The sequence below is a fragment of the Mycobacterium yunnanensis genome (assembly GCF_025823185.1).
GTDB lineage: Bacteria > Actinomycetota > Actinomycetes > Mycobacteriales > Mycobacteriaceae > Mycobacterium > Mycobacterium yunnanensis.
In genome coordinates this window covers 112252-124235 of the sequence record NZ_JACKVK010000015.1, presented here as the reverse complement: position 1 = coordinate 124235, position 11984 = coordinate 112252, and the positions used below count along the sequence as shown (strand labels likewise).

The window sequence follows — 11984 nt, the reverse complement described above, 5'->3', positions numbered from 1 at the left end:
ATGAGCACCCCGACATTCGAAGTGCCGGCGATCGACATCACGCCGTGGGTCACCGCAGGTTCGGCCTCGGCCAGGCGCGCGGTCGCCACCGCCGTCGACGATGCCTGCAGCAGAGTGGGTTTCATGCAGATTCTCGGCCACGGCATACCTCAGCCGATTTTGGACGGACTGGCATCCGGCATGGACGCCTTCTTTGGACTGGCTGCCGAGATCAAGAACGGTTACCGGGTGCACGGCGCCAACCGGGGATACAGCCCACCCAAGAGCGAGTCACTGAGCTTGTCGCTCGGGGTTGAATCGGCCACGCGGATGAACGACTTCTTCGAGGCGTTCAACATCGGTGTGGAGGCACGCTCGTTCGCCGGACTCGACCTCGACGAGGCCGACTACGGCATCAACATCTGGCCAGGTGAGGTGCCGGCGTTCGAGTCGGCCGTCCTCGATTACTTTTCCGAGGCCGGCAGGGTGGCGAGAACGTTGACCGAGATATTCTGCGTCGCTTTGGGATTGGATGCCGACCATTTCGAGCGTCTTGCCGACCACTCCGTGGACGTGCTTCGGATGAACAACTACGCGCTTCCGGAAGGCACCATAAACCTCGACGGCGAGCTCACCGGGATGGGGGAGCACACCGACTTCGGCCTGGTCACCGTGTTGTGGGCCGACCAGGTGGCCGGTCTGCAGGTGCTCGGCACCGATCGGCAGTGGCACGACGTCTCGCCCATCGACGGCGCGCTGCTGGTCAACCTCGGCGATCTGACCGCCCACATCACCAATGACCACTGGATGTCGACGCTGCACAGGGTGAAGCCACCGATCGTCGACGGAACCATCAGGCGTCGGCGTTCTGCAGCATTCTTTCACGACGGCAACGTCGACGCGGTGATTTCGACGGCCCCAAGCTATCTCGACGCCGACGCCGGGCTGGCCTACGAGCCGGTGACCGTGGGCGACCACATCGCGGCGAAGCTAGCCGGCTCGCGGCAGGGCAAGTCCAACGTCGCAGCAGTCCGCGAGGCCGCCCGGGTACTGGCGGCTTCGTCGTTCAAGCAGTCGTGAACGACCTGCGGTCTGGTCACCGAGAATTGCCTCGACACGTGCAAGCTCGACGAGAGGCTGGCGCGGCGTCCCCGGCGGGAGAGCTCAGTCAGAGCGCGGTGTAACCGCCGTCGATCACGATCGACTGGCCCACGACGTAGGCGGACGCATCGCTCAGCAGGTAGACCGCGAGCGGGCCGAGTTCGTGGGGTTCACCCATCCGTCCGACCGGGGTGTGGGCCATCCATTGGGCGAACTGCTCGGGTGCGTCCCGCGGAACCGCGAGCGTCTGTTCCGAGGCGAAGTAGCCCGGCGAGATAGCGTTGAGCCGGATCCCCAGCGGCAGCCACTCCACGGCCAGGCTCTTGGTCAGCATGGCGACGCCGGCCTTGGACGCGTTGTACGCGGCCTGGTCCTGGGGCCGATTGACGCGCAGGCTCGACATGGAGGCGATCGTGACGGCCGAGCCGCTTTGCCCGGCCACGATCAGGCGCCGCGCGAAGGCCCGGCAGACGACGAACGTCCCCGTCAGGTTGATGTCCACGATCTGCCGGAACCGCTCAGGCGTGATGTCGAGCGCGCTGGTCGTGTCCGCCACTCCCGCGGCGTGGACCAGGGCTTCGGGCACCCCGAGCCGGTCGGCGACCTGGTCGAGTGCGGCATCGACGGAGGCCTCGTCGGTCACGTCGGCGACCACTCCGACCACGCCGGCGCCCGTGGCGACGCTCAGCTGTTCGGCCGCGTCGTGCACCTCGTCACGCACGTCGAGGAGCGCGACGGTCGCTCCCGCGCGGGCCACGGCCTCGGCCATCGCCAACCCGAGCCCTCGTCCGCCCCCGGTCACCAGCGCCACGCGTCCCGCTAGGGTCGAGTCCACGAGTACTCCTGTCACAGGTTGTGCACGGGCACGGGTTCGATGTGTTCCTGCTCGGGCAGCGCGAAGCCAAAAACCTGTGCGTAGAAGGACAATTCAGACTCCATCGCACGCCGGATGTTGGCCGCCTGGCGAAATCCGTGCTGCTCGCCCTCGAACGCCACGTAGGCGACGGGTACGCCCTTGGCGCGTAACGCATCGACGATCATCGTGGCCTGATTAGGCGGTACGACCTCGTCGTCGAGACCCTGCAGGACGATCAGCGGCCGGTCGAAGCCGTCGACGTGGTGGATGGGCGAGCGCTCGACGTAGAGGTCGCGACGCTCGGGATAGGGACCGATCAAGCCGTCGAGATAGCGGCTCTCGAACTTGTGGGTCTCGGTGGCGAGCGCCTCCAGGTCGGCCACGCCGTAATGGCTGGCGCCTGCGGCGAAGGTGTCACGGAAGGCAAGGACCGCGAGCGTCGTGTAGCCCCCCGCCGAGCCGCCCCGGATGCATAACCGGGCCGGGTCGACGCGGCCCTGCTTGCCCAGCCAGCGGGCGGCCGCCTCACAGTCGTCGAGGTCGACGACGCCCCACTGCCGTCGCAGCTGATTGCGGTAGGCCCGGCCGTACCCCGTGGACCCGCCGTAGTTGACGTCCACGACGGCGAAGCCGCGGCTGGTCCAGTACTGCGTACCCAGCTGCAGCATCGAGCGGGCCGCGCTGGTGGGGCCGCCGTGAATCAGCACGAGCAGAGGCGGCAGCTCGCCGGGCTCGCCGACGGCGTCGGGATTGGTCGGTGGGTAGAACAGCGCGTGGGCGGTACGGCCACCGCTGGTGGGGAACGAGATCGGATCGGGTGTCGCAAACCAGTCACGGTCGATCCCGAGATCCCTTGGCGGACGGATGATTTCTTTGAACGTTACCGTCCCCCCGTCGTCGACGAGCACCGACACCACGGCCGGCTCGGTGGTGGCGGACGCGCCGACGAAGACGATGCGGTCGCCGTCGGCCCGAATCGAGCCGAACGACGTGTAGGGCACGTCGAGGTCGACGACACGACCATCGGCGAGACGCATTGCCAGGTATCCGAGCCCGTCGCGCGACGAGGCGAACGTGGTGCGCCCACCCGACAGGAACGCGTAGCTGGATTGTCCGAAGACCCATTGTGGGCCGCCGATTTCGGCATCCACCGTCACCATGGCCTCGACGCGGTCGGCACCGGGCACCCACCGGTACAGGTTCCACCAGTCCGTCCGGTCGGAGATGAACCACAGCGCACCGTCGTCGGCCCAACGTGGTTCGCTCACCGACTCGCCGTCACCCGTACCGCCGGGGCCCGCGTCGGGCCGGCCCGCCACCACCGTGGCCTGACCCAGCACCGGACCGGTGTCGGTGTCCTCGACGTCCGCGACGCACAACTCGGTCCCGTCCCACGGCATGTCCGGATGCGACCACTGCAGCCAGCAGAGTCGCTCGCCGTCGGGCGAAATTCGCGGGTCGGAAACGAAGTCGGGACCCGTAACCAGCACCCGCGGCGCCAGGTGACCCGACACGTCGAGCACCACGATCTCGTTCACGACGTCGGCCGGGCCGCCGCCTGCGGGATGGTGCTCCCGCACTACCAGCGCCCACCGCCCGTCCGCGGTGACACAGCCGTCGGCCCAGCGGTCACCGCGTGGCACCTCGGGCTCCGGGGTCATCGGCACCGGTGACGCCGACCCGGTAAGGGGGAGTGTGTAGAGGCGCTGGTCGGCCCAGTCGGTAAACCACAGCGTGTCACCCGCGACCCACCACGCCCCTCCGCCGTACTCGTGGGCGGCGGTGCGGGCGTTGGCCCCCGCAGGCAGCAGGTCGACGGCCGGCCCGTCGTCGATGAGGCGGACGAGTTGGGTACGTCCGCCCTCCTCAGGTCGTTGTTCGGCCCAGATCACGGTGCGACCCCGCACACTCACGCCGCCGAGTCCGGCCGCGGCGCGCACGACAAGCTCGGAGGTGATCGGGGTGGTCCACGAGCCAAAGTGCGCCATGGCGCTTCAGCCTAATCCCGGGCCGCTGAATGCTGCTCGTGTCGGCCGAGAGAGGATGGCCTTGAAGAAAAGGTTGCTCCCCGACACCTACGGCACACTCCTAGCCAGTGGCGACATGGCTGCATTCTTGGAGTTCTATCAAAGCTGTGAATATGGTTGTCGCACAGCAGCTTTGAACGCTATGTTTCGGCGCTGGAGGGTCTTGCCCGAGATCCGGAGACCGTGTCTTGCCTGGTGCCGGCGCCATCGTGACCTCCCCCCATCGGGGGACATGGGTTTCGTCCCGTTTCGCGGCCGATCGGCGGACGGGCTTCGCCGACCCGCTAGGGCACAGTCATCACATCAGCGGCACGAGCCGCGGACACCACGAAAGACCTAACCCGTCAAAGGAAGTGCCATGACCACCAACATCACCGACCAACGCGGCTGGCGTCGGCTGGCAATCGCTGGCGGATTGATGCTGTGTGCGGCGGCCGCAATGCCGGCTGTGTACGCGAATGCGGACGACTACACCTACGTACACACGCAGTCGGGAGCCACCCGCTGTTCCATCGGCGACGACACGGTGCTCTGCCAGGGGTTGAACGCGGACCTGCCGGCGGTAGGGATCGGACATGATTCGGCCATGGTGACCGCCAACGGCGATCTGACGTTCACCTCCGTCGGGATGGTCGGCGCCCCAGCCGATGACACCGTCCTGCACTACGGCCAGACCTACCACTACCACGGCTGGACGATACTGCCCAGCGACCAGGGCACGCGATTCACCAACGACCGTTACGGCCATGGCATGTTCGTCAGCATCCAACACGTGGATTCGTTCTGATCGCCGGTGCGCTCGACGGTGTCGCACTCGTAGATCACATTGCCGCGCATTCGCGGCAACTACGACGAGACACACCTGGCCTTGAAGTTCTTCCGCGAGAGAAAGCTTTACTGGACGGTGCTGTCGTTCCAGGAGCTGAGGAACTGCAGCGCCTGGTGGGTGGGGCTGTGCGGGGGTGCGGTCATCGTCATCAAGCGTTGGTCAGGGTCGGCGTCGCTGGCGAAGGTGTCCCAGTCCAAGGTGAGCTCGCCGGCGACCGGATGGCGCAGGATCGTGGTTCCGCGACTGAAATCGACCACCTCGTGCACTCCCCACCAGGTGCGGAAACTGTCGTCGCGGGTGCGTAGATCGTCGACCAGTGCGAGCAGACGAGGGTCATCCGGGTTTTGGGCGGCAGATCTGCGCAGTGTTGCGACGCAGTCCCGGGCGACGGCATCCCAGTCGGCGTAGAGCGTGCGGAAGTCGGGGTGGGTGAAGACCAGGTGTACATAGTTGCGCTGGCCAGGCGGGATGGCGCTGAAGTCGACGTAGACCGCGGCGGCCAACGCGTTCCAGGCCAGGATGTCGAATCGACGATCGAAGAGGAAGGCGGGAACCCCCGTCATCGCATCGAGGAGGCGTTGAACCCGTGACCGAATGGGATCCGATGTGGGCGCACGTCGCTCGAGCACTGGCCTGCCGGCGAGTTCATGGAGGTAACTACGTTGCTCGCTGTCGAGTCGCAGGACATCGCACAGAGCGTTCAAGACCGCAGGCGAGGGGGCAACGCGGCCCTGTTCGAGTCGGGCGTAATAGTCGTGGCTGATGGCCGCCAGCTGAGCGACCTCCTCGCGGCGCAGACCGGGGACGCGCCGACGGCTCGCCAGCGCGGGTAACCCCACCTCACCGGGGTCCAGCTCGGCGCGCCGTGCCCGCAGGAAGCTCCCCAGGGAACCGGCGGAATCCGAGCGACTGACCATCTCCCCATTATTCCGGCCCCAGCAGTCCGGGGGAGGGACGAACCTGTCCTAGGTTGCGTGCAGTCGGGGCTATGACTGGCCGTTCCCCGCCGCGGATCCGCTCGGCACGCTAGACGGCATGACACGAACACACGACACCAACGACACCACCACTTCTGCCACGGACCCCGCCGCCGTGTTCCGCGAGTTCTTCGGACGCTGGAGCATCTCGAAAGCCGCCGCAATGGCAGCCTTCGACGAATTCTTCACCGCAGAGACCGTATGGGAGAACGTCGGCCTCATCACCACGGTGGGCATCGAAGAGGCCAAAGCGCTCGTCGACGCCGAGCCGCCCGGGTTCGAGACGATGATCGTCGACTTCAAATTCGTTGTGTCACAGGGTCCCCACGTGTTTACCGAACGCATCGACGCCTTCTACAATGCCGCTGGCGAATTACTGATGCCTGCGCGCGTCGCCGGCGTCGCCGAAATCCGTGACGGGCGCATCATCACTATGCGGGAGTACTTCATCCCGCCCGCGAATTCCGGCACGGCCGGCGCGGCGACCAACGCCTGACAGGCGCCAAAGGTGAACGTAGGCGTGGCGCTCAATCGGCGGGGAGCACGGGATGCCGCCGATGCAGCGGCGGTGTCGTCGACGCCCAAGGGACCGAGCCAAGTTGGGGGACGTCGGCGAATTCATCATCGAACAAGACGCGCACGGCGCCCCCAACGCACGACACAGACGCTTCTCAGTCCCAGCGGTTCCAGTGGATGAACGTGCGGTGGTCGGCTCGCGGTGCCGGGCGAAACGCGGTGCCGCGGGTGAAGGCGATCGGGCTCAATGCGGCCTGCACGACGTGGCCGTAGTCGATGTCGAGTAGCTCGGCCATGTCGCGTTCGTAGCTGAGATGACATGTCGTCCAGGTTGTTCCGAGCCCACGCTCGCGGGCGGCGAGCATGAAGCTCCAGACCGCCGGCAGTACTGAACCCCACGCGCCGGCCTGCCCTCGGACGGTGGACAGTTCCTGGCGGGAGTTCACCCGCACGCATGGAATCATCAAGATGGGCGCCTCGTGGAGGTTAAGGGCCAAGTGGTCGAGACTGGCTGCTATTCGGTCCCATTCGCCGCTGTCAGGGCTCATGCGGCTGACGTCACGAGGTCCCCCCGTGCCCGGCACGCCGACATCCAGCCCGCGCCGCCAGATTTCGGCGACCTGGGCCCGCAGCGAAGGGTCGTCCACGAGCACGAAGTCCCAACGCTGTCGGTTTCGTCCACTCGGCGCTTGGGTGGCGATCTCCACGCACTCCTCGACCAGCGCGCGGGGGAGCGGTCGGTCCAGATCCAGTCGCTTGCGCACTGAACGCGTGGTAGTCAGCACCGCGTCGGCGTCCAACCCGAGGTGGTGGTGTGCGTGTTGGTGCGTCATGGACTTCCTTTCGGGGGTTCACGCTGACACTAAGCAATTCTAGACTGACTGATCTAGAATTCGATTGGGTGAGCTGGTTTACGCAATCACTGACGGGTTGGGCTCGAGGTCATGGCGCGGTCTAAGGAATTCGATCCGGAGGTGGCGCTCGACGCCGCGATGCGGCTGTTTTGGCGGAACGGCTTCGCGCGCACCTCCACTCAGGACTTGGTGGCCGAGTTGGGCATCGCGCGGGCCAGCCTTTACGACACCTTCGGCTCCAAGCGCGGGCTGTACCTGGCGGCGTTGGACAGCTACCTCGCCGGAGCCGGGGGACAGGTGCCACAGCTAGTCGCGCAGCGGGCCGAGTCCGGGCTGGCCGCGGTGCGGGCGCTGCTGAAGGCTGCCACGGCGCTGCCCGAGGTAGGGCTTCCGCCGGGGTGCTTCACGGTGAACGCAACCGTTGAGCACGGCGATGGCGACTCGGAAATCTCGGCGCGCCTGGACACCAATCGTGATCGGATGGAGTCGGTGTTCAGAGGCGCACTCGCGCGGGCACGTGCGGAGGGGACGCTTGGTGCCGATGTCGACCTCGACACGGCTGCCGTCTTGCTGTCCACGGTGCTGACTGGTCTGCAGGTCTTGTCGCGCGCGGGGGAGAGCCAATCGCACCGCATCGATCGAACCATCGACGCGACCATGAATACCTTGTTCGTCTCAACCCGTTTGGCTAAACGGGGATGACGGAGGCGCGGGGCTGATAGTCCAGCCCCACCGCAAAACGAGCTGTTGGCGCTCGGTGGACGTAACGAAACCACCCCGGGTCTCGATATGCCATGGGGGCTCGATCATTCAGCGCCTCGTTGCTGAGGGTTTGTCACCCCGGCAGCTTTGGGGCTGAGGCCGACGCCACCGGCCGCCGGTGCAGCACAGCGCCGCAGCGGTACTGACCGCGCTTGACGTGACGGACACCGATGACGGTGTCGCGGAACGGCCACCCCTAGAGGTGTGCTGAGGCGCCGACGGCGCAACGACAATGCGTGCACGACCGAGTGTGGAGACAACGGTGGCCGATGACGCCCGACCGAGATTGGTGATGATGATGACGGACCCAGCCGCCGCCCGACGGGAGCTGACGGTCGCCGCCCAGGACGTCGAGGCGGCCAAGGAACGAGGAAGATCGGCGGTCGCCGCTGCCGATGAAAGATTGCGCGCGGCGGTTGACGCGGCCCGAGAGGCCGGCGTGCTGTGGGGGGAGATCGGCGACACGTTGGGAATGCGTCGCGGCAACGCCTATCAGCGCTTTCGCCACCGGGGCCCGTCTCTACCTGGTGCAAAGCACAACAGGTTCGCCTGACAACTCGGTGGCTGCTAGGACCAAGCGCAGCACGCCGACGACGACCCGGACAACTTCCGCGGTCCGGGGGTGATGAGCACTAATCCGGCGCCAACAGGACGATTCCGAGCACGGCCATGGGTGGTCGCCAACAACTAGAAGGCGGTGTGTGTAGCTGTGAAGGCACGGCGAGGGCGCGAGTCCAGCACAGCGATCCGGATTGCGCGCATGGGCTCGAACGGGCTGGAGCCGAGTCGGTGACCCTCCCTCGGAGACTGGCCGACCGGTACGACGTCGGCGAGGTCCTCGGGTTCGGCGGAATGTCGGAGGTGCATCTCGCGCGCGACGTGTCGTTGAACCGAGACGTCGCAGTCAAGGTGTTGCGTGCGGATCTCGCCCGCGATCCCGGGTCCTATCTCCGATTCCGGCGTGAGGCGCAAAATGCTGCGGCACTGAACTTCCCAGCGATCGTCGCGGTATACGACACCGGGGTCACCGACACCGCCACCGGGCCGTTGCCCTACATCGTGATGGAGTACGTCGACGGCCTCACGTTGGGTGACATCGTTGACCGCGACGGCCCGATGAAACCGCTGCCGGCGATCGAGGTCGTCGCAGACGTCTGTGCGGCGCTTGAGTTCAGCCACCAACACGCCATCGTCCACCGCGACGTCAAGCCGGCCAACATCATGATCACCGCCATGGGTGCAGTGAAGGTAATGGACTTCGGCATCGCCCGTACCCTCACCGCCACCACCGGCGCCCGATTCACCCAGACAGCCGCGGTCCTCGGCAGCGCGCACTATCTTTCCCCGGAGCAAGCCCGCGGGGAGGCGGTCGACGAGCGTTCAGACGTGTACTCGCTCGGATGCGTGCTATACGAACTGCTTACAGGTGACCCGCCATTTCGCGGGGACTCCCCAGTCGCGGTGGCATATCAGCACGTACGCGAGGATCCGGTGGCGCCCACGCAACGCCGGGAAGGCATCTCGGCGGGGTCGGAAGCGGTGGTGCTGCATCACCGACCACGGCAGGTGGGTCGACCCCACAGCCATTGTCACCAGTCGCGGCCGCGGCATCATGCTGATGCGAGCGGTGGCCGACGACCTGACCATCGACGGCCGCGACGATGGCACCACAGTGTGCCTGCACTTCCACCGTTGCCCCGCCGCACCGGGGGTTACAACTGGCGCCAGCCAACTCTGCGCGTGCGGGCTTCGACTGTCACCGGCTGGCGACTGCGCCAGCTGCGGCTGACCCACATCCCCCTGACGTGCCGGGGGCGAACCGACCGGTGTCACGGCCGCCTGACCCCCTTACGGCGCGTCTAGCGCAACCCCCGCCCTGCGCTTCCCGGTCTCCCCGGGTAGAAATCCTCGTAGGCGCCGGACTTACGAATCTGACGACAGTACTCACGAGCTGTGGACGCGCCGCGTCGAGATCCCGCACCCACCGCGCCCCACGCTTAGGCTTATCCAGGTGAGTGACGGAATCGTGGGGATCATCAAGGACGCCGTCGTGGCCGCGGTGGGAATCACTCCCTCGGCGGTGTCGGCCATACCCGACAGCGTGGCCGACCCCGAAGCCGTCCACGCGGTGCAAAAGCACTACGCCGAAGCCGGATTCGTTCTCGACGAGAACACCGCTCAAGACATCGTCGACCACGACCGCATCTAAAACACCTCCACCAACGGATGACGTGCCCTACCGCCTGCCGACCACCGGCCAGGCGTATTCGAAGGCGGCCCCGAGTCCGACCGACGGGCACCATGGCGGCCCACGACACAAAAGCCTGTGAGGCACCGCTTTAGGCAGTGATCCCTTGAGAGTTGCTTGTCTGGCGTTCGGGAACGAGGCGCGTAGCGGCGCAGGGCACTCGGATTGACTCTCGGACAATTGCAAAGAGAATTTTCGCCGGTGGGGGCGACGGCAGGCTGAACTCGCCCTCGGCCACCCCTGCGTGACGATCAATCCTGCGGCGTGCCCGCTGTTGACGAAGCGCGACACCACCCCGTCCTTGGTGCGGTTGACGGCAATGGTGATCTGCCCCCGTCGCCTGCAGCCGCTCGTCGGGGCGGGCGAAGCGGCGTCGGACTCGACCTGTCGGTGACCGAGGGCGCTGAGGGCGGCCGGTCGCGGACACGGACCCGGGTGGCCGCGAGGGGACTGTTGGCTCGAGTGCGCAGCGGGCGACTCCCTCTATTTGAGCTTGAACTGCACGAACCTCGCCTGAGTCATCGGCAGAGTGATCGGCTGGGTCCGACGCTGCGCAAGAGTTCGGATACGAAACCCGCTGGACCCAACAGCACCGGTGTCGACGACGACGAGTTCGTCAGCACCGTCATTCCCCAACACGCGTCGGGCATGAACCAGGTGTTGCTCGCCGATCCCCACGTGCCGCCGTCCTTCTCCCACGTACGAAACGCCGGGCTGGGGCGCTGCGGACCCGGCGGCCAGATCGCCCAGGCGAGACCTTGACAGGTCGGCGACGACGGCGCGTGCAGGCAGGCCGGCCCGTACCCGGCGGGCTGACGGGTCAACGCCAGCCCCGGCGCCAACGGGCCGCCCGCGGACGCGCTCAGGTTCGCCTCCACGAACGCAGCCATGTCCGCGATGGTCGACACCAGCCCGCCACCACCGGCGTAGGCGTTGGTGTTGTTCCAAAAGCACGGCGTGGCAACGTCGTCGGGGCAGCTGGGTTGGGAGGTCGTGGCCGGCTGGCCGTCGAGTTCCAGAGCGGTCGACGGCAGCCGCAGCGGGCCGGTGACGAGTTGCTGGATCATGTCACCGTAGGCCGGGACGTTCGGTACCGCTTGACCGGGATGCGTGGACCGGAAGTAGGCGTCGGTGAGCGCGGTGCCCAGAAGGGCGAATCCCCAATTCGAGTACGAGTACGCCGTGCCCGGCGGAGTCTGCAGCGCTGCGCACGGCGAGGCGAATCCGCGCACGAAGGATGCGTCGAGGTCGGCGCGTGTATAACCGGCGCGGCCCATCGGATTGCGCAAACCCCAGGTGGCGTTCTTCGGATCCCGGGGTAGCCCGGCGTCGTGCGTCGCGAGCATCCGCAGGGTGATCTCGGCTCCGTGCGCGCTGGGGCAGCCGGCGGCCGGCAGGGTCCCGGTGAAGTACCTCGACAGCGGATCGTCGAGGGCGACGACGTGACGTTCGACCAGCTGCGCGAGCGCGGTGGCGGTGAACACCTTGGTCTCCGAACCAAGTTCGTAGCGGGTGGCGGAGTCGACGGCGGCGGTCCCGCCGCGCGTGGTGACGCCACAGTTGACGATCTGGGTGCCCGTCGGAGTCACCACCGCCACCGCGATGGCCGACAACCACCCGTTGGATCCGTTGTGCGCGTTGAGGTAGTCGGCAAGCTGCTCTCCGACGCGGGAGAACACGTCGGTGCTTGCGGCACCCGGTCGGCATGCCTGCGCCGGACCCGCCGCGCGGGCCGTCGGTGCGAATAGAGCCGCGGCGACCACCAGACAACTCACCATTGCGGCGACCGCACGCGAGGGAGACGTTGCCGACACGTCAGCATCGTAGGCGGCGGG

12 protein-coding genes and 1 pseudogene are annotated in these 11984 nt (G+C 66.8%); 8 read left to right on the top strand and 5 right to left on the bottom strand.

The window, feature by feature from the left end; all coding sequences use genetic code 11:
* On the top strand, nt 1–1059 hold the full coding sequence (locus tag H7K45_RS28870) for an isopenicillin N synthase family dioxygenase (protein WP_263999599.1): 1059 nt from the start codon (nt 1–3) through the stop codon (nt 1057–1059).
* A gap of 88 nt (nt 1060–1147) precedes the next feature.
* On the opposite strand, the gene H7K45_RS28865 is transcribed toward H7K45_RS28870, so the two are convergent.
* Both H7K45_RS28865 and H7K45_RS28860 read right to left on the bottom strand, forming a co-directional pair.
* Entirely contained in the window at nt 1148–1915 is a 768-nt protein-coding gene (locus tag H7K45_RS28865) for an SDR family oxidoreductase (RefSeq protein ID WP_263999598.1), read from the bottom strand.
* An 11-nt stretch (nt 1916–1926) separates the two neighbouring features.
* The gene (locus tag H7K45_RS28860; protein WP_263999597.1) at nt 1927–3924 is read right to left on the bottom strand and encodes an alpha/beta hydrolase family protein; all 1998 of its coding nucleotides are present in this window, start codon (nt 3922–3924) and stop codon (nt 1927–1929) included.
* A 397-nt stretch (nt 3925–4321) separates the two neighbouring features.
* Here H7K45_RS28860 and H7K45_RS28855 point away from each other — a divergent pair, with 397 nt between their 5' ends.
* Nucleotides 4322–4750: a hypothetical protein gene (locus H7K45_RS28855; RefSeq protein WP_263999596.1), complete on the top strand. Its 429-nt coding sequence runs from the start codon at nt 4322–4324 to the stop codon at nt 4748–4750.
* A 107-nt stretch (nt 4751–4857) separates the two neighbouring features.
* On the opposite strand, the gene H7K45_RS28850 is transcribed toward H7K45_RS28855, so the two are convergent.
* Nucleotides 4858–5709 carry a helix-turn-helix domain-containing protein gene (locus H7K45_RS28850; protein WP_263999595.1) on the bottom strand — a complete coding sequence of 284 codons (852 nt, stop codon included), beginning with the start codon at nt 5707–5709 and terminating at the stop codon, nt 4858–4860.
* A 175-nt stretch (nt 5710–5884) separates the two neighbouring features.
* Here H7K45_RS28850 and H7K45_RS28845 point away from each other — a divergent pair, with 175 nt between their 5' ends.
* Complete coding sequence (locus tag H7K45_RS28845; protein ID WP_263999594.1) at nt 5885–6265, top strand: limonene-1,2-epoxide hydrolase family protein; 381 nt, start codon at nt 5885–5887, stop codon at nt 6263–6265.
* A gap of 175 nt (nt 6266–6440) precedes the next feature.
* Here H7K45_RS28845 and H7K45_RS28840 read toward each other — a convergent pair whose 3' ends face one another.
* Nucleotides 6441–7118, bottom strand: coding sequence for a nitroreductase family protein (locus tag H7K45_RS28840; RefSeq protein ID WP_263999593.1), 678 nt, complete (start codon nt 7116–7118; stop codon nt 6441–6443).
* Nucleotides 7119–7229: 111 nt separating this feature from the next.
* Between H7K45_RS28840 and H7K45_RS28835 the strand changes: the two genes are divergently transcribed.
* The 5 genes and pseudogenes from H7K45_RS28835 to H7K45_RS28820 all read left to right on the top strand — a co-directional run bounded on the left by H7K45_RS28835 (nt 7230) and on the right by H7K45_RS28820 (nt 10110).
* On the top strand, nt 7230–7841 hold the full coding sequence (locus tag H7K45_RS28835) for a TetR/AcrR family transcriptional regulator (RefSeq protein ID WP_263999592.1): 612 nt from the start codon (nt 7230–7232) through the stop codon (nt 7839–7841).
* A 358-nt stretch (nt 7842–8199) separates the two neighbouring features.
* The gene (locus H7K45_RS28830; protein WP_263999591.1) at nt 8200–8454 is read left to right on the top strand and encodes a hypothetical protein; all 255 of its coding nucleotides are present in this window, start codon (nt 8200–8202) and stop codon (nt 8452–8454) included.
* 236 nt (nt 8455–8690) lie between these two features.
* Nucleotides 8691–9449: pseudogene (locus tag H7K45_RS28825) on the top strand (protein kinase domain-containing protein); the annotation flags it as partial.
* A complete protein-coding gene (locus H7K45_RS31745) occupies nt 9370–9690 on the top strand; it encodes an ATP-binding protein (protein ID WP_372512680.1) in 321 nt (106 codons plus the stop codon). The pseudogene H7K45_RS28825 and the gene H7K45_RS31745, both read left to right, overlap by 80 nt.
* 222 nt (nt 9691–9912) lie before the next feature.
* Nucleotides 9913–10110, top strand: a complete 198-nt coding sequence (locus tag H7K45_RS28820; RefSeq protein ID WP_263999590.1) for a hypothetical protein — start codon at nt 9913–9915, stop codon at nt 10108–10110.
* A 557-nt stretch (nt 10111–10667) separates the two neighbouring features.
* Here the strand turns inward: H7K45_RS28820 and H7K45_RS28815 are convergent.
* Nucleotides 10668–11963, bottom strand: coding sequence for a serine hydrolase domain-containing protein (locus H7K45_RS28815; RefSeq protein ID WP_263999589.1), 1296 nt, complete (start codon nt 11961–11963; stop codon nt 10668–10670).
* Nucleotides 11964–11984: the final 21 nt, after the last annotated feature.